Origin of the sequence: Micromonospora sp. WMMD882 (assembly GCF_027497255.1) — a bacterium.
In the GTDB taxonomy this organism is placed as follows: Bacteria; Actinomycetota; Actinomycetes; order Mycobacteriales; family Micromonosporaceae; genus Micromonospora.
Window position 1 is genome coordinate 2,765,854 of the sequence record NZ_CP114903.1, and the last position, 20,702, is coordinate 2,786,555.

Genomic DNA, 20,702 nt, shown 5'->3' on the forward strand with positions numbered 1-20,702 from the left:
ATCAGCTACGGACCTTCTCCCGCATTTCGAAGGTCTCGATGATGTCGCCGACCTGGACGTTGTTGTAACCGCCCAGAGTCAGACCACACTCGAAGCCCTCGCGGACCTCCGTGGCGTCGTCCTTGAACCGCTTGAGCGAACTGATCGTGAGATTGTCCGCCACGACCGCGCCGTCGCGCAGCAGCCGCGCCTTGGCGTTCCGCCGCATGATGCCCGACCGGACGATACAACCGGAGATGTTGCCGACCTTGGACGAACGGAACACGTCGCGGATCTCCGCGGTGCCCAGCTCGACCTCCTCGTACTCCGGCTTGAGCAGGCCCTTGAGCGCCGCCTCGATCTCCTCGATGGCCTGGTAGATGACCGTGTAGTACCGGATCTCCACGCCCTCGCGGTCGGCGATCTCGCGGACCTTGTTGGCGGCCCGCACGTTGAAGCCGATGATCGTGACCGCCTCGGACGAGGCGCTCGCGAGCATGACGTCGCTCTCGGTGATCGCGCCGACGCCCCGGTGGATGATCCTGAGCTGGACCTCCTCGGGGATGTCGAGGTTGAACAGCGCGTCCTCGAGGGCCTCCACGGAACCGGAGACGTCGCCCTTGAGCACCAGGTTGAGCGAGGTCTTCTCGCCCTCCTTGAGCTGCTCCATGAGCGTTTCGAGGGTGGCCCGGCCACGGGAGTTGGCGAAGCTCGCCGCCCGCCGCCGTGCCTGCCGCTGCTCGGCGATCTGCCGCACCGTACGGTCGTCCTCGGCGGCCAGGAAGGTGTCACCCGCGCCCGGCACCGCGGTCAGACCGAGCACCAGGACCGGACGCGCCGGACCGGCCTCGGCGACCTGGTTGCCGTTCTCGTCGAGCATCGCCCGGACCCGGCCGTGCGCCCCACCGGCGACGATCGAGTCGCCCGCCCGGAGGGTGCCCTTCTGCACCAGCACCGTCGCGACCGCGCCCCGGCCCTTGTCCAGGTGCGCCTCGATCGCCACACCCTGCGCCGGCCCGTCGATCGGAGCGGTCAGCTCCAGCGACGCGTCGGCGGTCAGCAGGACGGCTTCGAGCAGCTCGTCGATGCCGATGCCGGGCTTGGCCGCCACGTTGACGAACATGGTGTCGCCGCCGTACTCCTCGGCGACCAGGCCGTACTCGGTGAGCTGCTGACGGACCTTGTCCGGGTTGGCCTCCGGCTTGTCGACCTTGTTGACCGCGACCACGATCGGGACGTCCGCCGCCTTGGCGTGGTTGAGCGCCTCGATCGTCTGCGGCATCACGCCGTCGTCGGCCGCGACCACCAGCACCACGATGTCGGTGACCTGGGCGCCACGGGCACGCATGGCGGTGAACGCCTCGTGACCCGGGGTGTCGATGAAGGTGACCGCCCGGTCCTCGCCGTCGTGCGGGACGTGGACCTGGTACGCGCCGATGTGCTGGGTGATGCCACCCGCCTCACCGGCCACCACGTTCGCCTTGCGGATCGCGTCGAGCAGCTTGGTCTTACCGTGGTCGACGTGACCCATGACGGTCACCACCGGCGCCCGGCTGACCAGGCGGTCCTCGGCGACCTCGGCGTCGAGGTCGATGTTGAACTGCGCGAGCAGCTCGCGGTCCTCGTCCTCCGGGCTGACGATCTGGACGGTGAAGCCCAGGTGCTCACCCAGCAGCAGCAGGGTGTCGTCGGAGCAGGACTGGGTCGCGGTGACCATCTCGCCCAGGTTGAACATCTCCTGGACCAGCGAACCCGGGTTGGCGTTGATCCGGTCGGCGAAGTCCGACAGCGAGGCGCCCCGGGACAACCGGACGACCTGACCCTGGCCCCGGGGGGCGCCCGAGCTCATGGTCGGCGCCGACAGGTTGTCGAACTCCTGTCTGCGCTGCTTCTTGGACTTGCGGCCACGGGTCGGCCGACCACCGGGACGCCCGAAGGCGCCCGCGGCGCCACCGCCGCGACCACGACCGCCACCACCCGGACGACCGCCGCCACCGGCCGGACCACCCGGCCGGAAGCCACCACCGGCGCCGGCGCCACCGCCGCCGGGACCGCCACGGAAACCGCCGCCACCGCCGCCGCCACCGGGACCGCCACGGAAGCCACCGCCACCGCCGCCGCCACCGGGACCGCCACGGAAGCCACCGCCACCGCCGCCGCCGGGGCGACCCGCGCCGCCACCGCCGCCGGGACGACCCGCGCCGGGCCCGCCCGGACGACCGGGACGCTGGCTCGGCATCGAGGCCGGGCTGGGCCGCGGCGGCATCGAGGCCGGGCTGGGCCGCGGCGGCATCGAGGCCGGACTCGGCCGGGGACCGCCGCCGCTGCTGGCCGGCGGGCGCTGCTGGCCGCCGGAGATACCGAACGGGTTGTTGCCCGCGCCACGGGCCGGCGGACGCCCACCGGGGCCGGGACGGCCCGCGTTCGGCGTGCCGGTCCGACCGGCGGCCGGGGAACCCGGCCGGGGCGGCATCGCGCCCGGACCCGGCCGCGGGCCGGGACGAGCGCCGCCGTCCGTCGGGGGCTCCCGGCGGACGTTCTCGCGCTGCTGCTGGCGGGCGGCCTGCGCGGCCTTGACCGCGGCCTCCTGGTCAGCCTTCAACTGGGCCGCCCGCGCCTCGGCGGCGGCCACCTCGATGTCGTGTGCGCTCGCCGGCTTGGCGACCGGGGTCGCCGGGGGCGGCGGGCCGGGAATCGGTCCCTTCGGCTTCGGGCCGGGGACCGGATGCCGCCGGGGCGGCATCGGCTTGGCCGAGACCCGGGGCTCACCGGGGGTCGGCGGCGGGGTCGGGGTGGGCCGCGGGGCCGGGTTCGGCGTGGCCGCCGGAGCGGACGGCGCCGAGGAACCGGAGGACGCGACGAACGCGCCGCGCAGCCGCCGGGCGACGGGCGCCTCGACGGTGCTGGACGCGGACTTCACGAACTCGCCCATTTCCTTCAACTTGGCGAGAACGGTCTTACTCTCGACCCCGAGCTCTTTCGCAAGCTCGTGTACGCGGGCCTTGCCTGCCACTGCACTCCTCACTCCGAGGTCGTGCGGGCAACACCCGCAGCGACCTCACTCGTGCACTTGAAGCCTGGTCATTTCAGGGACTTCATCGTGTGCTCATGTCGGTCGTCCTACCTTGCTAGCGACTCCCGCCCGGTCGGGATGACCGGACGTAGAGCTTGGTGCGTCGACGTGCTCCGCCAGCTCACCGTGGTCGAGAACCCCGGTGACCCGCAACGCCCGCCCGAAGGCGCGACGCCGCACCGCCAGCGCGAAGCAGGCCGGATCCGGGTGCAGGTGCGCGCCCCGACCCGGCAGTCTGCGGCCCGGATCGGCTCGGAGCCTGTGACCAGCCTCGTCACCTATCGCGACGACCCGCAGAAGGTCGCTGGCCGACACGCGTTTCCGGCAACCCACACAGGTGCGCTCCGGCTGCGCGCGTCGTGCCACAGGGAAAGTCTACCCCTAGCTGCCCGAGATCGCTCCGCCCGGCTCCGGGACGTGGTCGGTCACCCGCCGGCTGGCCGGGGCGGACTGCTCGGCGTCGGAACGGATGTCGATCCGCCAACCGGTCAGCCGGGCGGCGAGTCGGGCATTCTGCCCTTCCCGCCCGATGGCCAGCGAAAGCTGGAAATCCGGCACGGTTACCCGGGCCGTCCGGCTGGCCAGGTCGACCACCTCGACCCGGAGCGCCTTGGCCGGTGACAGGGCGTTACCGACGAACGTGGCCGGATCGTCCGACCAGTCGATGATGTCGATCTTCTCGCCGTGCAGCTCGCTCATCACCGCCCGGACCCGCTGACCCATCGGGCCGATGCAGGCGCCCTTGGCGTTCACCCCGGGCACGGTGGAACGGACCGCGATCTTGGTGCGGTGACCCGCCTCACGGGCGATGGCGCCGATCTCCACGGTGCCGTCGGCGATCTCCGGGACCTCCAGCGCGAAGAGCTTCTTCACCAGCGCCGGATGGGACCGGGACAGGGTGATCTGCGGCCCGCGCAACCCCTTGGCGACGTGCACCACCACGCAGCGGATCCGTTCCCCGTGCTGGGGCTGCTCGCCGGGCACCTGCTCGGACTGCGGCAGCACGCCCTCCAGCTTGCCCAGGTCGACGCTGATGATGCCCTTCTCCTTGCGGGCCTCGTGCGCCTGCACCACGCCGGTCACCAGGTCACCGTCGCGGCCGACGTACTCACCGAAGTGCGCCTCGTCGGTGGCCTCCCGCAGCCGCTGCAGGATGACCTGCTTGGCGGTCATCGCGGCGATCCGACCGAAGTCGTGCGGGGTGTCGTCGAACTCCCGGACGAACGTGCCGTCGGCGTCGGTCTCCTGGGCGTACACCAGGGCCTGCCCGGTCTTGCGGTCGATCTCCACCCGGGCCTGCGGCTGAGCGCCCTCGGTGTGCCGGTACGCGGTCAACAACGCGGTCTCGATCGCCGCGAGGATCGTGTCGAACGGGATCTCCCGCTCGCGCTCCAGTGCGCGCAGCGCCGCGAGGTCGATGTTCACCTCTCCTCGTCCTCCACATCATCTTCGTCGTCGATGTCGTCGCCGGCCTCGCCGGCCTCGTCGAACCCGTCCGCCTCGCCGATCTCGTCGAGACGGCTGAACTCGACCTGCACCCGGCCGGGGCCGAGCTCGGGGTAGGTCAGCTCCGCGCGCGCGCCGTCCACGTCGAGCACCACGCGCGTGTCGTCGGCGTCGACCACCCGACCGGTGAGCTGCCGGTCCGCCGGCTGACCGGCGCCCTGCCCGGGCAGGGCCGCCCGGGTGGTCACCTTCACCAGCCGACCCACGTTGCGCCGCCAGTGCCGGGGCAGGGTCAGCGGCCGGTCGACGCCGGGGGAGCTCACCTCGAGCTGGTACTCACCGGCGACCAGGTCACCACCGGACTCCTCGGCGGCGTCCAGCGCCGCGGAGACCGCGCGGGAGACATCCGCGACGGCGTCCAGGTTGACGCCCGCGTCGCCGTCGACGATCACCCGCACCACGTGCCGGCGGCCGGCCCGGGAGACGGAGAGATCCTCCAGGTCGTACCCGGCGTCGGCGATCACGGGCTCGACCACGGCCCGGATCCTGGACCGCCGGGTGGCGAGGTCACCGCGCGGCGCGCCGGTGGGACGGGGCCTCCCCGTCGACCTGGTGGCACGGCCACGCTGCGTCATCCGGCGCACCCCTCTCAGCATCGGCGGCGCCCGGTCGGGCGGCCACGTCGGCACGCCACCGGGGCGGTTCGCCTCCGGCGGCTGCGCAGAGCGTAACGCGCCCGCCGTCGGACCGGCCGGGCGGCGCACCGACGTCGTTGCCCGCGAACGGTGGCCGATGGTGTTCACTTGTCCGGTGGCGATCGGCAGAACAACACAGCGCGACGAACCGACCGGACATTCCCGGCGAAAGGCCCTTCGCGCCGGAGCATTCCTGGCCCTCGGCACCGCCACCGCGTCGGTGACCGCGTGCGGCCTGCTGGACCGGAACGACCCCCCACCGCCGCCCGACCCGCTGGAGCCCCTGGTCACCGGCGCGCTCGACCTGGAGGCCCGGCACCGGGCCGCGATCGCCGCCGATCCCGCCCTGGCCGGACGGCTCACCCCGGTCGCCGACGCCCACCGGGCGCACGCCACCGAGCTGGCCGCGGCGATCGGCGTCGCCCTGCCGTCGACCGCCGGATCCGGGGCGACCGTGCCGCCCGGGGACACCGCCGCGGTCCTCGTCGCGCTGCGCGAGGCCGAGGAGCAGGGCCGCGCCCGGGCCGCGACGCTCTGCGCGGACGCCCCGGCCGACCGGGCCACCCTGGTCGGATCGATCGCGGCGGCCCGGGCCACCCACGTGGAGGCACTGCGTTGACCGCCCGACCCGCCGTGAGGATGGCGCAGCACGCCCGGTCCGTCAGAAAGTCGACTGTGGAGGACCGAACCACCGAGGAGACGTCGTGAACAACGCCCCGACCGTCGAGGAGGCGCTCGGCGCGGCGCTGACCGCCGAGTACGCGGCGATCTTCGCGTACGGGCCGATCGGGGTGCGGTTGGCCGACGCGGCCCGGACGGCCGCCCGGGAGGCCGAGGCCGCCCACCGTGTCCGCCGGGACGAGCTGGTGCTGCGGCTGAGCGCCGCCGGTGGGGCCATCCCCGCCGACCGGGCCGGGTACGCGCTGCCCTACCCGGTCACCGACGCGCAGAGCGCGCTGCGGCTGGCGGTCGAGGTGGAGGAGCGCACCGCCGGCTACTGGCGGGCGGCGCTGACGGCCACCACCGGAGCCGAGCGGGCCCGGGCGCTGGCCGCGCTGACCGACTGCGCGGTACGCGCCACCCGCTGGCGGCGGGCCGCCGGCCGCACCCCGCTGACCGTCCCCTTCCCCGGCCGCTCCTGACCCCGCGCCCCGGGCGTCGGCCGGGATATCTCCGGCTGCCCGCCGGCGGCGCGGGGCGTCCACCTGACCCGCGTACGGTTCACGCGGTCCTTCCGTGCGCCCGGGGAAGGCGGCAGACTGGGCGGATGTCCGCGTTGGGAAGCGTCACCCGTCGGCTGGGCCACCACCGCTGGTTCGGCGCCGCCGCCCGGCTGCTGGTGCCGGCCGACCGGCTCGTCGGCCGGCTCACCCGGGGTCGGGTGGTCGCTCTCGGGCTGGTGCCGTCCCTGGTGATCACCACCACCGGGCGACGCTCGGGCAGACCCCGCAGCACCCCGCTGCTCTACGTGCCCGACGGGGACGCGTACGTGGTGACCGGGTCGAACTGGGGCCAGCCACGCCAGCCGTCCTGGGCGTTGAACCTGCTCGCCGAGCCGCGCGCCGAGGTGGCCGTCCGGGGCCGCCGGGTGCCGGTGCGCGCCGAGGTGGCCACCGGCGCGGACCGGGACCGGCTCTGGCGGCTGCTGGTCACCGAGTGGCCCGCGTACCGGACGTACCTGGAACGGGCCGGCGGGCGGGAGATCCGCGTGTTCCGGCTCTCCCCCACCGACCCGGGGTGACCCCGCGCGGGTGACTCAGCCCAGGCCGCCCTGGACGCCGATCAGCATGCCGATGAGGTACGTCGCGCCGGCCGCCGCCGCGCCGAGGAGCAACTGCCGCAGGCCGCTGAGCACCCAGGAACGTCCGGTGAACCGGGCCACGATCGCCCCGGCCGCGAACAGTCCCAGGCCGCCCACCGCGAGCGCCAGCCAGAGATCGGTGAAACCGACCAGGTAGGTCAGCAGCGGCACGACCGCGCCGATCGAGAAGAAGACGAACGACGAGAACGCCGCCGTCCACGGGCTGGGCTGGTCGTCCGGGTCGACGCCCAGCTCCTCCCGGACGTGCACCCGAAGCGCCTCGGCCGGGTTGCGCCGGACCGCGTCGGCGACCTGCTCGGCGAGGTCACGCGGCAGACCGCGGGCCACCCAGACGTCGGCCAGCTCACGGGCCTCCGCCTCCGGGTGGCGTTCCAGCTCCCGGGCCTCCTTGGCGACCTCCGCCGCGACCTGCTCGTTGGCGGAGCGGACGCTGGTGTACTCGCCCAGCCCCATCGAGATCGCCCCGGCGACCAGGCCGGCGGTGCCGGTGAGCACGATCGCGCGGGGCGACACCCCGCCACCGCCGACGCCCGCGATCAGGGCGATGTTGGTGACCAGGCCGTCCATCGCGCCGAACACCGCCGGACGCAGCCAGCCGCCGGACACGTCGGCGTGGTGGCCCTCGTGCAGGGCCGCGGGCGTGTCGGTCACGGCAGGGTCAGGATCTCGTGACCGGTCTCGGTGACCAGCACGGTGTGCTCGAACTGGGCGGTCCACCGCCGGTCCTTGGTGACCACGGTCCAGCCGTCGTCCCACATGTCGTACTGGTGGGTGCCGAGGGTGATCATCGGCTCGACGGTGAAGGTCATCCCCGGCTCCATCACGTCGGTGGGGCGCGGGCTGTCGTAGTGCGGCACGTACAGGCCACTGTGGAACGCCTCACCGATGCCGTGACCAGTGAAGTCCCGCACCACGCCGTAACCGAAACGCTTGGCGTACGACTCGATGACCCGGCCGATCACGTTGATCTGACGGCCCGGGGCGACCGCCCGGATGCCCCGCATCATCGCCTCGTGGGTCCGCTCGACCAGCAGCCGGGCCTCGCCGTCGACCTCGCCGACGCAGAAGGTGGCGTCGGTGTCGCCGTGCACGCCGCCGACGTACGCGGTGACGTCGACGTTGATGATGTCGCCGTCGGCGAGGACGGTGGAGTCCGGGATGCCGTGGCAGATGACCTCGTTGAGGCTGGTGCAGCAGGACTTCGGGAAACCCCGGTAGCCCAACGTCGACGGGTAGGCCCCCTGGTCGACCAGGAACTCGTGCACGACCCGGTCGATCTCGTCGGTGGTCACGCCCGGCTTGCAGTGCTCGCCGGCGAGCTGCACGGCCTGGGCGGCGATCCGCCCGGCGACCCGCATCCGCTCGATGGTCTCCGGGGTCTGCACGTGCGAGCCGCGCCACTCCTGCGGGCGCTTCTTGCCGACGTACTCCGGTCGCGGGATGTGCGACGGCACCGGTCGCCACGGAGAGAGCGTGCCTGGGGTCAACGGCGCACGGACGGTCATGACGCAAGCCTATCGCCGGCGGTGGCCCGGCCGGCACGCGCCGTTGCCCGGTCGGGCGTTGCCCGCGGCGGGGCGCTGTGTCATCGTGTCAGCGTGAATCAGGGGGGAGCCGCTCCCGTCTTCACCGCCCGCGCGGAGGTCGACGGTGACCACCTCCGGGTGGTGGTGAGCGGCGAGGTCGACATGGCGACGGCCGAGACCATGTTGCGGACCGCGCTGCGCGAGCCGACCCGCCGGCTGACCCTGGACCTGCGGGCGGTCACCTTCTTCGACTCCGCCGCCGTGCACGCGGTGCTCCAGCTCGCCGAGCGGTTGCCCGGGGCGCTGACCGTGCTGCCGTCCCGGCAGGTCCGCCGGGTGCTGGACATCTCCGGCCTCGGCGACCAGGACTGGCTCGACCGGGCCTGACACCACCGGGCCTGACGACATCACCGGGCGCTCAGTCGGCCAACCGCCGGCGCAGCGTCACCTCCGTGCCGGTGGCGGTACGACTGACGCTCAGCTCCCCCAACGCGCGGATCAGGGACAGGCCGCGCCCCCGGAACCCGGCCCCGGTCGAGGTCCGCCACTGCCCGCTGTCGCGCACCGTGGCGGTCACCGTGCGGTTCTCGATCGTGACCTCGACGTCGATCATCTGCTCGGTCGGCGTCACCGGGTGCTCGATGGCGTTCGCCGCCGCCTCGGAGACCGCCACGGTCAGGTCGAACAGGTCCGTCTCGGCGACCCGGTGGGCCACCAGGAAGTCCTCCAGCCGCTTGCGCAGCATGCTCAGCCGGGCCGGGTCGGCGGGCAGCCGCAGCGTGAGACGGTCCAGCTCGGCCGCCTCCAGCGCGAGCACCGCCACGTCGTCGCGGCGCGGCCGTTCCACCACCCGCGCGACGACCGCGTCGACCAGGTCCGCCACGTGCCCGCGCGCCGCCGCCGCGTCCACCCGGAGCTGCTCCAGGGCGGCGTCGATGCCGAGGTGCCGGTCCTCGATGAGCCCGTCGGTGTAGAGCAGCAGCCGGTTGCCCGGGGCGAGCGTCTCGGTCTCGGTCCGGTACGACGTGCCGGGGATCGCGCCCACCGGCGGCCCCAGGGCCCGATCGTGCAGGAACGCCACGTCGCCTCCTCGGATCAGCAGCGGGGACGGGTGACCGGCGCTGGCGTACCGCAAACGCCGGGTGCGGGGATTGAAACAGAGGCAGACCACGGTGGCGAACGAGCGCCGCTCGACCGAGCCGACCAGACGGTTCAGGCGGGTCAGCGACTCACCCGGGTCGAAACCCTCCAGCACGTACGCCCGCAGCGCGTTGCGGAGCTGGCCCATCGCCGCGGCGGCGGGCACGCCCTTGCCCACCACGTCCCCGATGACCAGCACCAGCTCGTCGTCGGCCAGCCCGATCGCGTCGTACCAGTCGCCGCCGACCTCGACGTCGGCGCTGCCGGGGAGGTACCGGCTGGCCACCACCGCGCCCGGAAGCTGCGGCAGGGTGCGCGGCAGCAGGCTGTGCTGGAGGGTGGTGGCGATCCGGTGTTCGGTCTCGTAGAGCTGCGCGTTCTCCAGCCGCACCCCGACCAGCCGGGCCAGCTCCGCCAGGGCGGTCTGCTCGGCGTCGGCGCGCGTCCCCTCGCGGCACCAGATCCGCAGCTCACCGAGGCGCTCACCGGTGGTGCCGGTCAGCGGTAGCACGATGGACGGGTCACCGGGCGAGTCGCCGCCGCCGTCCGCCTCGAACCGGGCCCCGGACGCGGTGACCACCACCCGCGCCGCCTCGACCAGGGTGAGGGCGTGCCGGGCCGCGACGGACAGGACGTCGGCGGTGGAGCGGGCGGTGTTGACCGCCACCGCGGCGTCGGCCAGGGCGCGCAACTGCCGGATGATCTGCCCGCGCAACTGACCGAGCTCCACGTTGGCGCGGACCCGGGCGATGAGCTCCTGGCCGGAGAACGGTTTGGTCAGGTAGTCGTCGGCGCCCACGGACAGCCCGGCGACCGCCTCGGCCGAGCCGGCGCGGGCGGAGAGCAGCACGATCGGCACGTGTCGGGTACGCGGGTCGGCCCGCAGCGCGGTGACCAGGCCGAAACCGTCCAGCCGGGGCATCATCACGTCGGTCAGCACCAGGTCGAACGGGCGTTCGGTGACCGCGTCGAGGGCGGCGACGCCGTCCGGCACCGCGACCACCTCCCAGGACGGGGCGAGCAGCCGGGCCACGTGCTCGCGCAGGTCGGCGTTGTCGTCGGCGACCAGGATGCGGCCGGAGCGGGCCCGGTCCGGGCCGGTGGCCGGGCCGGTGGCCGGGTCGGTGGCCGGGTCGGTGGCCGGGTCGGTGGCCGTAGTCCAGAGGGCGGTCTCGGCGACGAAGAGGTGGGCCTGCCCGGGATCCCCGAGCGGGGCGGGCGCGCCGGTGACCACCTGGTCGGCGGGCAGGTGGCCGGCGCCGAAGGGCACGGTCACGGTGAAGCTGGCGCCGGCGCCGAGCCGGCTGGTCACCCCCACCTCGCCGCCGTGCATCTCGGCCAGCTCACGGACCAGGGCGAGCCCGATGCCGGTGCCCTCGTGGGTGCGCGACCGCGCCCCGGACACCCGGTGGAAACGCTCGAAGACGTGCGGCAGCTCGGCGGCCTCGATGCCGACGCCGGTGTCGGTCACCGTCAGCCGCGCGCCGCCGTCGACCGCGCGGACCCGGACCCGGATCTCGCCGTCGAAGGTGAACTTGACCGCGTTGGAGACGAGGTTGAGGACGATCTTCTCCCACATGTCCCGGTCCACGTGCGCCGGCGCGGGCAGTGGTGGACAGTCCACCACCAGCCGCAGCCCGGCCCGTTCGGTGGCGGACCGGAAGGTGCTGGCCAGCCGGGCGGTGTAGTCGGCCAGGTCGGTCGGCTGGTAGCGGGCGGTGAGCCGGCCGGACTCCAGCCGGGAGAAGTCGAGCACCGTGTTGACCAGTTTGAGCAGCCGCAACGCGTTGCGGTGCATGGTGGTGAGCCGCTGGGTGTAGGCGCTGGGCAGCTCGGGGTCCGCGAGCATGTCCTCCAGCGGGCCGAGCACCAGGGTCAGCGGGGTACGGAACTCGTGGCTGACGTTGGCGAAGAAGTTGGTCTTGGCGCGGTCCAGCGCGGCCAGTTGGGCGGCACGGGCCCGCTCCTGCTCGTACGCCCGCTGCCGGGCGACCGCCCGGGAAACCTGCGCGCCGACCAGGTCGAGGAAGCTGCGGTACTCGTCGGTGAGCGGGTAACGCGCGGCCACCCCGAGGATGAGGGCGCCGACCGGCTCGTTGGTGGCGGTGACCGGCAGGACCAGCGCCTCCGGTGCCGCGTCGACCGGGACGCCGAGGTCGGCCAGGGCGGTCGTGTCAGCCGGCCCGCCCTCGATCACCCGGCGCACCGCCGCCGGCAGCTCGTCGGGGCCGGGCAGCCGGTCGGGGTCGACGCCGTCGCAGCCGGCGAGGACCGGCCGGCCGCCCTGGTCGACCAGGTAGAGCAGGCCGAACGGCACGTCCGAACGGTGCGCGTGGAGCACCTGCGCGGTGAGCTGACCCAGCTCGGCGCTGCTCTCCGCCTCGGAAAGCCGGGCGCCCAACTCGGCCAGGGCGCGCAGCCGGCGTTCGCCGAGCACCCGGCCGGTCGTCTCGTTGACGATGCAGAACACCCCGCCGACCGACCCGTCCTCCACCCGGATCGGGTCGTAGGAGACGTCGAAGTAGACCTGCTCGACGAAGCCCTGCCGGTCCAGCAGGAAGGGCCGGTCCTGGGCCCGGAACGACTCACCGCTGTCGCGGACGCCGTCCAGCAGCGGCCCGAGGTCGGCCCACGTCTCGACCCAGTGCTCCCGGGCGGGCTGGCCGAGCGCGTGGGGGTGCTTCACGCCGATGGTCGGCCGGTAGGAGTCGTTGTAGAAGGCGAGATGGTCGGCGCCCCAGAACATCACGATCTGCGCCCTGGAGGCGAGCATCATGGCCATGGCGCTGGTCAGCGCGACCGGCCAGTGCTCCGGGTGACCGAGCCGGCTGGCCGTCCAGTCGAGGTCGCGGAGCTGGGCGCCCATCGCGCCGCCGGCGGCCAGGGCAGCCGTCAGCAACGGGGTCGGCCCACCGCCGGCGGTCCCGACGGACGGTGCCCACCCGTCCGCGCCGCCCTCCTGGGCCGAGCCCATGTCGCCTCCCCGCTCCGGCCGCGCACGGCTCGCCCTGACCATCCGCCCGCCCGTGATCCGCGTTGTACCCAGACGGACCAGCAACGTAACGCATCCCGTGCGGTGTGCGCTGGTTACCTGCGCCGCATCGCGCGTTCACCGGCCGGACGCCCGGACGCCCGGGCGGCCGGCAACCGCGCCCCACCGCTGTGGGCTGCGGGTACGCGGCGGACCGGGGTGGTCAGAAAACCGGCAGGCCGTCGATGCTGGCGGCGTTCCGGCTGGCCCGGTACGCGACCAGCTCCTCGGTGGTCTTCCGGCCGTGATGGGTGATCAACATGTCCCGGTCGTGCTGGTACTCCATCACCGGGACGGCGAAGCCGCAGGAGTCGGCGACCCGGTCCACCTCGACGGCGATCACCGCCCGGACGGTGTGCCGGTCGGGCGGGTCGGGAAAATCCGCCAGCCGGGCCGCGAAGCCGGGATCGTCGACCGGGACCGTGTGGCCGCGACCGTACAACCGCAGGATCTTGGGCGGGCCGGAGAACGCGCAGAACATCAACGTGACCCGGCCGTTGTCGCGCAGGTGGGCAATGGTCTCCGCGCCGCTGCCGTGGTAGTCGAGGTAGGCCACCCGGTGCGGGCCGAGCACCACCAGGGTGCCCCGCATGCCCTTCGGGGAGACGTTGACGTGCCCGTCGACCGAGGTGGGCGCGGTCGCCACGAAGAAGACCGGCTGGGCCTCGATGAACGCGCGCAGCCGGGGCTCGATCTCCGGGTACACCTTCCCCATGCCGTCGATCCTCCCACCACCGGTCCGGTCCGCGCTGCCCCGCCGTCGGTGACCCGGGGCTCACAACGGGGTGACGTACGCCCCCGTGATCCCCCCGTCCACCACGAACTGGGCGGCCGTCATGAAGGACGAGTCGTCGCTGGCGAGGAAGGCCACCGCGGCGGCGATCTCCGTCGGCTCGCCGAACCGGCCCATCGGCACGTGCACCAGCCGACGGGCGGCCCGCTCCGGGTCGGCGGCGAAGAGCTCCCGCAGCAGCGGGGTGGCCACCGGGCCGGGGCAGAGCGCGTTGACCCGGACGCCCTCCCGGGCGAACTGCACGCCCAACTCCCGGGTCAGCGCCAGCACCCCGCCCTTGCTCGCGGTGTACGCGATCTGCGAGGTGGCCGCCCCCATCAGCGCCACGAACGACGCGGTGTTGACGATCGACCCCTTCCCCTGCCGGCGCATGTGCGGGATGACGTACTTGCAGCACAGGTAGACGCTCGTGGTGTTGACCCGCAGCACCCGCTCCCAGGCGTCCAGGCCGGTGGTCAGGATGGAGTCGTCCTCGGGCGGGGAGATGCCGGCGTTGTTGAACGCCACGTCGACCCGGCCGTGCCGCTCGACCACCCCGTCGAACAGCTCCCGCACCGCCGTCTCGTCGGCCACGTCGGCGGCGACGAACTCGCCGCCCACCTCGTCGGCGGCCCGCCCGCCCGCCTCGGCGTCGATGTCCACGCAGACCACCCGGGCCCCCTCGGCGGCGAACCGCCGCACGGTGGCCAGCCCGATGCCGCTGCCCGCTCCGGTCACCACCGTGACCCGGTCCCGCAACCGACCCTGCACGCTCACTCCCCGGTGCCGATGAAGACGTTCTTGACGTCGGTGAACGCGTGCAGCGCGTCCGGGCCCAACTCCCGGCCCAGCCCGGAACGCTTCATGCCGCCGAACGGCGTCCAGTAGCGCACCGACGAGTGCGAGTTCACGCTGAGGTTGCCGGCCTCGACCGCCCGGGACACCCGGATCGCCCGACCCACGTCCCGGGTCCAGATCGAGCCGGACAGGCCGTACTCGGTGTCGTTGGCGAGGCGGACCGCGTCCGCCTCGTCGTCGAACGGCAGCACCGAGACCACCGGCCCGAAGATCTCCGCCCGCCAGTGCCGGTCGGTGGGCGCGTCGGCGAGCAGCACCGTCGGGGCGTACCAGAAACCCGGGCCCTCGGGGCAGCCGCCGGTGAACGCGACCCGCGCCCCCTCGACGTACGACGCGACCCGTCCCCGGTGCCCGGCGGAGATCAGCGGGCCCATCTCGGCGGTCTCCAGCGCCGGATCCTCCACCCGGACGGCCCGCACCGCCGGCTCCAGCAGCTCCAGGAACCGGTCGTACACCGGCCGCTGGACCAGGATCCGGGAGCGGGCGCAGCAGTCCTGGCCGGCGTTGTCGAAGACCGCGTACGGCGCGGTGGCCGCCGCCCGTTCCAGGTCGGCGTCGGCGAAGACGATGTTGGCGCTCTTGCCACCCAGCTCCAGGGTGACGCGTTTCACCTGCCCGGCGCAGCCGGCCATGATCCGCGCGCCGACCTCGGTGGAGCCGGTGAAGCAGACCTTGCGCACCGCCGGGTGGGTGACGAACCGCTCCCCCACCACCGGCCCGGCCCCCGGCAGCACGGTGAACACGTCCTCGGGGATGCCGGCCGCGTGGGCCAGCTCGGCCAGGCGCAGCGCCGTCAGCGGGGTCGCCTCGGCCGGCTTGACCAGCACGGTGTTCCCGGCCGCCAGGGCCGGGGCGAACCCCCAGGCGGCGATCGGCATGGGGAAGTTCCACGGGACGATCACCCCGACCACGCCGAGCGGCTCGTGGAAGGTCACGTCCAGCCCGCCCGGCACCGGGATCTGCCGGCCGGTGAGGCGTTCCGGCGCGCCCGCGTAGTAGTCGAGCACGTCCCGGACGTTGCCCGCCTCCCAGCGGCCGTTGCCGATGGTGTGCCCGGCGTTGCGGACCTCCAACGCGGCCAGCTCGTCGAGGTGCGCGTCCACCTCGGCGGCGAACCGGCGCAGCAGCCGGGCCCGGTCCGCCGGGGCCACCGCCCGCCAGCGGGGGAACGCCGCCGCCGCCCGTTCGATCGCCGCGTCCGTCCCGGCCAGGCTGGTCGACGGCACGGTCGCCACGGTCACCCCGGTCGCCGGGTTCACCACCTCGGTCACCGGACTCACCGGCGCTGTTCCGCTGGCCGGGGCCGCCGGCCGCCGGTCAGAGTCGTTCGAAGCCACGGAACAGCTCCCAGTCGGTGACTGCGGCGTCGAAGGCGGCCAGCTCCACCCGGGCCTGGTTGGCGTAGTGGTCGACCACCTCGTCGCCGAACGCCGCCCGGGCCAGCTCCGAGGACTCCCACAGCGTCAGGGCGTCACGCAGGGTGCCCGGGACGCGCTCGGCGTCCGGGTCGTCGTAGGCGTTGCCGGCGCACTCCGGCCCCAGCTCCAGCCCGGCCTCGACGCCGTGCAGCGCCCCGGCGACCAGCCCGGCGATCGCCAGGTACGGGTTGACGTCACCGCCGGGCACCCGGTTCTCCACCCGCATCCCCTGGCCGTGCCCGGCCAGCCGCAGCGCGCAGGTGCGGTTGTCGGTGCCCCACCGCAACGCGGTGGGCGCGAACGAGCCCGGCTGGTACCGCTTGTACGAGTTGACGTTCGGGGCGAACAGCAGGCTGAACTCCCGCATGCTGGCGAGCAGCCCGGCGAGCACCCGCTGACCGACCTCGCTCAGATGCCCCGGGCCGTCGCCGAGCATCGCCGACCGGCCGTCGGCGTCGCGCAGCGAGAAGTGGATGTGGCAGGAGTTGCCCTCCCGGGCGTTCGGCTTGGCCATGAAGGTTATCGACACGCCCTCCTGGGCGGCGATCTCCTTCGCCCCGTTCTTGTAGATCACGTGGTGGTCGGCGCAGGCCAACGCGTCGGCGTAGCGGAAGGCGATCTCGTGCTGGCCGAGGTTGCACTCGCCCTTGGCGCTCTCCGGCACCAGACCCGCCCCGGCCATCTCGGTGCGGATCCGACGCAGCAGCGGCTCCACCCGGGCGGTGCCGAGCAGCGAGTAGTCGACGTTGTACTGGTTGGCCGGCGTCAGGTCGCGGTAGCCACGCCGCCAGGCGTCCTCGTACGAGTCCCGGTAGACGACGAACTCCAGCTCGGTGCCGGCGTACGCGGTCAGCCCGTGGGCCGCCAGCCGGTCGAGCTGGCCGCGCAGGATCTGCCGGGGCGAGGCGACCACCGGGTCCGCGCCGCCCGGCCAGACCAGGTCGGCCAGGAGCAGGGCGCTGCCCGGCTGCCACGGGGTACGGCGCAGGGTGGCCAGGTCGGGCGTCATCGCGAAATCGCCGTAGCCGCGCTCCCAGCTCGACATGGCGTACCCGTCGACGGTGTTCATGTCGACGTCGACCGCGAGCAGGTAGTTACAGCCCTCGCTGCCCTGCTCGGCCACCTGGTCGAGGAAGTACGGGGCGTGGAACCGCTTGCCCTGGAGTCGCCCCTGCATGTCGGTCAGGGCCAGGACCACGGTGTCGATCTCGCCGGCCGTGACAGCCGCGCGCAACTCGTCGAGGGTCAACGGCGGTGTCGTCATGGCTGCGCCTCCATCACCAACGGTCTACCGTCCGGACCGGATCACCGTCAATGCCCTTCGTCGCCGGACGGCAAACCGGGCCGTCCGGTCGCCCCCTAATCGCCTTGCCGCGGCCGATCACCAGGGGCATCCTTGACCTCGTGACCAGGCCCGATCAGCCGGGCCACCGCCGGGCGCTCGGCCCGCCCGGCCCGCGGCGGCGCGGGGCGTCGGTCACCTCTCTCTCACCGGTACGGCGATCCGCCGTACCCGACAACCGCCCCTCGCCGCCGCACCACCGCCTGGCACCGCGCCGTCGGTGGCGCGGGCGGCATCGCGCCGTCGGAGGGAGAGGTTCCCGTTCCTGCCCTTTGGAGCTGCCCCGTCGGTGCGCCTACCGGGCACGGACGACCACCCGCCGGGCCGGACGACCAGGACACGGACGACCAACCGCCGCGCACAGACGACCATCCTGCGACCAGAGCGGCCGACAGCCGACAGCCGACCCGACTGCCCCGGATACGGGGCAGCTCGACAGCGTGCCGCTGGCAACCTGTCCAGCCCGCGACGACCAGGCCAGCCGACGACGATCGGGCCAGCCCAAGACGACCAGGCCAGCCGACGACGACCAGGCCAGCCCAAGACGACCAGGCCAGCCCGCGACGATCGAGCACACCGGCGGCGACCAGTCCAGTCGGCGACGATCGGTCCGGCCGCCGGCGACCGGTCCAGGCGCGCCGCCCGACCCCTCCGGCAGAGGGGTCGTCGGAGGGACCGGCGTCAGGACCGGCGCCGCCTGCGGACAACGCGGACCGGAGCAGCTACGCCGCCGACTCCAGCAGCAGCGAGATGCCCTGGCCGACGCCGACGCACATGGTGGCCAGCGCCCGCCGTCCACCGCGGCGGCGCAGCTCCAGGGCAGCGGTCAGGGCCAGCCGGGCGCCGCTCGCGCCCAGCGGGTGGCCGAGGGCGATCGCCCCGCCGTTGGGGTTGACGTGTGCGGCGTCCGCGGGCAGGCCCAGCTCCCGCAGCACGGCCACGGCCTGGGCGGCGAACGCCTCGTTCAGCTCGATCACGTCGACGTCGGCCAGGGCGAGCCCGCGCCGGTCGAGCAGTTTCCGGGTGGCCGGCACCGGACCGACGCCCATGATCCGGGGCGGCACGCCCGCCGTGGCGGCCCCGCCGACCCTGGCCAGCGGGGTCAGGCCGTACCGGGCGACGGCCGCCTCGCCGGCCACCAGCAGCGCCACCGCGCCGTCGTTGACGCCCGACGAGTTGCCCGCGGTCACCGTCCCGCCCTCCCGGAAGGGGGTGGGCAGCGCGGCCAGCTTCTCCAGGGTGGTCTCCCGGGGGTGCTCGTCGGTGTCGACCGTCCGGACGCCCTTGCGTCCCTCCGGCACGCGCACCGGCACGATCTCCTCGGCGAACCGCCCGTCCGCCTGTGCCCGGGCCGCCCGCTGCTGGGAGCGGAACGCGAACGCGTCCTGCTCGGCGCGGCCGACCCCGAACTCGACGGCCACGTTCTCCGCGGTCTCCGGCATCGAGTCGACACCCCACTGCTGGCGCATGGCCGGGTTGACCAGCCGCCAGCCGAGGGTGGTGTCGTGCACCTCGGCGGCCCGGGAGAACGGGGTGGTCGCCTTGGGCATGACGAACGGGGCCCGGCTCATGCTCTCCACCCCACCGGCCACGACCAGCTCGGCCTCGCCGGCAACGATCGCGCGGGCGGCGGTGGCCAACGCGTCCAGCCCGGAGCCGCAGAGCCGGTTGACGGTGCTGCCGGGCACGGTCTCCGGCAGGCCGCCGAGCAGCGCGGCCATCCGGGCCACGTTGCGGTTGTCCTCGCCGGCCTGGTTGGCGCAGCCCAGCACCACGTCGTCCACCCGGGCCCAGTCCACCGTCGGATGCCTGGCGACCAGCTCGCGGATCACGTGCGCGGCGAGATCGTCGGGGCGGACCCCGGCGAGCGCCCCGGCGTAACGACCGATCGGGGTACGGACTCCGGCAACCAGATATGCCACGCTCATCGCTGCTGTCCTTCGGGGGTGGGAAGGTCGGACACGTCGAGGAATGGTCGGGCGTCGGCCGGGTCCCGGCGACGCCCGCCGGTCAGGATAGCCACGTCGGCGCGGCCCGGCCCCCCGACAGTGAACCTGTAAGGATCACCACCCGGATCACCCCTTTCGATCACGGTTTCGTCAGCGTACCGTCACCAAACGTGGCAATGTCTGGCACCTCACCACCCGGCGATCTTCGTGGCCCAGGTCTCCGGCGTCGACCTCGGCGTCACCGACTACCTGCTGATCGCGTTCGTCTCGGTGGTGGGCTCGGCGGCCACCGCCGGCCCGACCGGCGCGATCGTGATGCTGACCCTGCCCCTGGGCACGCTCGGGCCGCCGCTGGCCGGCGCGGGGCTGCTGCTCGCCATCGACCCGAGCCTGGCCATGATCCGGACGGCCACCAACGTGGCCGGGCAGGTGTTGGCGCCGACCGTCGTCGCCGCGCGGGAGGGCATCCTGGACCGGGCCGCGTACGACAGCGCCGGGCGACCTGACCCGGTGGCCGACCGTCCCGCCACCACCGACCTCACCCCCACCCACGCCTGACACCTGCGTTGGAGAGATCCGCATGAGCACCCTGTTCACCCCGCTGCCGCTGCGCGGCGTCACCCTGCCCAACCGGGTCGCCATGGCCCCGATGTGCCAGTACAGCGCCGAGGCCGACGGGCTGCCCAACGACTGGCACCGGGTGCACCTCGGGGCCCGGGCGGTGGGCGGCGTCGGACTGCTGCTGACCGAGGCCACCGCCGTGCTGCCGGAGGGGCGGATCAGCCCCCAGGACACCGGCCTGTGGTCCGGGGCGCACGTCGACGCGTGGCGACCGGTCACCGCGTTCCTGGCCCGGCACGGCGCGGTGCCGGCGGTCCAGCTCGCGCATGCCGGCATCAAGGCGTCCACCTACCGGCCGTGGGCCGCCGCCCGCGGCGGCGTGCCGGACGCCGAGGGCGGCTGGACGCCGGTCGGCCCCGGCGTCGAGTCCTTCGTGCCGGACTACCGGACCCCGACGGCGCTCGACGCGGCCGGCATCGCCGCGGTGGTGGAGGCGTTCGGCGCGGCGGCGGTCCGGGCGGTGGAGGCCGGGTTCGCCGCTGTGGAGATCCACGCCGCGCACGGCTACCTGCTGCACGAGTTCCTGTCGCCGCTGACCAACCACCGCGCCGACGGCTACGGCGGGGACCTGACGAACCGGATGCGGCTGACCCTGGAGGTGGCCCGGACGGTACGTGACGCGGTCGGCGCGGACGTGCCCGTGCTGACCCGGATCTCCGCCACCGACTGGGTCGAGGGCGGTTGGACGGTGGACGACAGCGTGGTGCTGGCCGGCGAGCTGGCCCGGGCCGGGGTCGACCTGGTCGACTGCTCCTCGGGCGGGGCGTCGCCGCAGGCGGCCGTCCCGGTCGGCCCGGATTACCAGGTGCCGCTGGCGGCCCGGATCCGGGCGGAGGCCGGGGTGCCGACCGGCGCGGTCGGTCTGATCGTCGAGCCGGAGCAGGCCGAGCGCATCGTCGCCGAGGGTCAGGCCGACCTGGTGCTGCTCGGCCGGGAGCTGCTGCGTGACCCGTACTGGGCCCGCCGGGCGGCGGCCAAGCTGGGCGCCGCGCCGGACTGGCCCGACCAGTACGCCCGCGCCCACTGACGC

General features: G+C 74.0%; 18 protein-coding genes. 6 read left to right on the forward strand and 12 right to left on the reverse strand.

All coding sequences use genetic code 11. The features are described from left to right. Position 1: 1 nt before the first annotated feature. From infB to rimP, 4 genes are all read right to left on the reverse strand, one after another. Entirely contained in the window at positions 2–2,992 is a 2,991-nt protein-coding gene (infB, locus tag O7606_RS11195) for a translation initiation factor IF-2 (RefSeq protein WP_281598989.1), read from the reverse strand. A gap of 93 nt (positions 2,993–3,085) precedes the next feature. Next, positions 3,086–3,418 (reverse strand): YlxR family protein, encoded by a 333-nt coding sequence (locus tag O7606_RS11200; RefSeq protein ID WP_281598990.1) that lies wholly within the window; start codon positions 3,416–3,418, stop codon positions 3,086–3,088. A 15-nt stretch (positions 3,419–3,433) separates the two neighbouring features. Then, complete coding sequence (gene nusA, locus O7606_RS11205; protein ID WP_281598991.1) at positions 3,434–4,477, reverse strand: transcription termination factor NusA; 1,044 nt, start codon at positions 4,475–4,477, stop codon at positions 3,434–3,436. After that, the gene (rimP, locus tag O7606_RS11210) at positions 4,474–5,133 is read right to left on the reverse strand and encodes a ribosome maturation factor RimP (RefSeq protein ID WP_281598992.1); all 660 of its coding nucleotides are present in this window, start codon (positions 5,131–5,133) and stop codon (positions 4,474–4,476) included. The genes nusA and rimP overlap by 4 nt, the downstream gene beginning before the upstream one ends. Before the next feature lie 157 nt (positions 5,134–5,290). On the opposite strand from rimP, the gene O7606_RS11215 reads away from it, so the two are divergent. The 3 genes from O7606_RS11215 to O7606_RS11225 all read left to right on the forward strand — a co-directional run bounded on the left by O7606_RS11215 (position 5,291) and on the right by O7606_RS11225 (position 6,934). Continuing rightward, positions 5,291–5,812, forward strand: a complete 522-nt coding sequence (locus O7606_RS11215) for a hypothetical protein (RefSeq protein ID WP_281599617.1) — start codon at positions 5,291–5,293, stop codon at positions 5,810–5,812. 85 nt (positions 5,813–5,897) lie between these two features. Continuing rightward, positions 5,898–6,335: a ferritin-like domain-containing protein gene (locus O7606_RS11220; RefSeq protein ID WP_281598993.1), complete on the forward strand. Its 438-nt coding sequence runs from the start codon at positions 5,898–5,900 to the stop codon at positions 6,333–6,335. A 125-nt stretch (positions 6,336–6,460) separates the two neighbouring features. Next, positions 6,461–6,934, forward strand: a complete 474-nt coding sequence (locus O7606_RS11225) for a nitroreductase family deazaflavin-dependent oxidoreductase (protein ID WP_281598994.1) — start codon at positions 6,461–6,463, stop codon at positions 6,932–6,934. Positions 6,935–6,949: 15 nt separating this feature from the next. Here O7606_RS11225 and O7606_RS11230 read toward each other — a convergent pair whose 3' ends face one another. Both O7606_RS11230 and map read right to left on the reverse strand, forming a co-directional pair. Beyond that, entirely contained in the window at positions 6,950–7,666 is a 717-nt protein-coding gene (locus O7606_RS11230) for a VIT1/CCC1 transporter family protein (RefSeq protein WP_281598995.1), read from the reverse strand. Continuing rightward, complete coding sequence (gene map / locus O7606_RS11235; protein ID WP_281598996.1) at positions 7,663–8,520, reverse strand: type I methionyl aminopeptidase; 858 nt, start codon at positions 8,518–8,520, stop codon at positions 7,663–7,665. The genes O7606_RS11230 and map overlap by 4 nt, the downstream gene beginning before the upstream one ends. Positions 8,521–8,613: 93 nt before the next feature. Here map and O7606_RS11240 point away from each other — a divergent pair, with 93 nt between their 5' ends. After that, on the forward strand, positions 8,614–8,928 hold the full coding sequence (locus O7606_RS11240) for an STAS domain-containing protein (RefSeq protein WP_281598997.1): 315 nt from the start codon (positions 8,614–8,616) through the stop codon (positions 8,926–8,928). A gap of 31 nt (positions 8,929–8,959) precedes the next feature. Here O7606_RS11240 and O7606_RS11245 read toward each other — a convergent pair whose 3' ends face one another. From O7606_RS11245 to pcaF, 6 genes are all read right to left on the reverse strand, one after another. Next, positions 8,960–12,655 carry a SpoIIE family protein phosphatase gene (locus tag O7606_RS11245; RefSeq protein ID WP_281598998.1) on the reverse strand — a complete coding sequence of 1,232 codons (3,696 nt, stop codon included), beginning with the start codon at positions 12,653–12,655 and terminating at the stop codon, positions 8,960–8,962. Positions 12,656–12,875: 220 nt separating this feature from the next. Further along, positions 12,876–13,427: a pyridoxamine 5'-phosphate oxidase family protein gene (locus O7606_RS11250; RefSeq protein WP_281598999.1), complete on the reverse strand. Its 552-nt coding sequence runs from the start codon at positions 13,425–13,427 to the stop codon at positions 12,876–12,878. Positions 13,428–13,487: 60 nt separating this feature from the next. After that, positions 13,488–14,255: a 3-oxoacyl-ACP reductase gene (locus O7606_RS11255; RefSeq protein WP_281599000.1), complete on the reverse strand. Its 768-nt coding sequence runs from the start codon at positions 14,253–14,255 to the stop codon at positions 13,488–13,490. A 2-nt stretch (positions 14,256–14,257) separates the two neighbouring features. Next, entirely contained in the window at positions 14,258–15,613 is a 1,356-nt protein-coding gene (locus tag O7606_RS11260; protein WP_281599001.1) for an aldehyde dehydrogenase family protein, read from the reverse strand. A 46-nt stretch (positions 15,614–15,659) separates the two neighbouring features. Further along, entirely contained in the window at positions 15,660–17,024 is a 1,365-nt protein-coding gene (locus tag O7606_RS11265) for a glutamine synthetase family protein (protein ID WP_281599002.1), read from the reverse strand. A gap of 800 nt (positions 17,025–17,824) precedes the next feature. Next, complete coding sequence (pcaF, locus tag O7606_RS11270; RefSeq protein WP_281599003.1) at positions 17,825–19,030, reverse strand: 3-oxoadipyl-CoA thiolase; 1,206 nt, start codon at positions 19,028–19,030, stop codon at positions 17,825–17,827. Between the two features lie 159 nt (positions 19,031–19,189). Between pcaF and O7606_RS11275 the strand changes: the two genes are divergently transcribed. Further along, a complete protein-coding gene (locus tag O7606_RS11275; RefSeq protein WP_281599618.1) occupies positions 19,190–19,609 on the forward strand; it encodes a cation:dicarboxylase symporter family transporter in 420 nt (139 codons plus the stop codon). Positions 19,610–19,631: 22 nt separating this feature from the next. Further along, positions 19,632–20,699, forward strand: a complete 1,068-nt coding sequence (locus tag O7606_RS11280) for an NADH:flavin oxidoreductase/NADH oxidase (protein WP_281599004.1) — start codon at positions 19,632–19,634, stop codon at positions 20,697–20,699. Positions 20,700–20,702 lie beyond the last annotated feature (3 nt).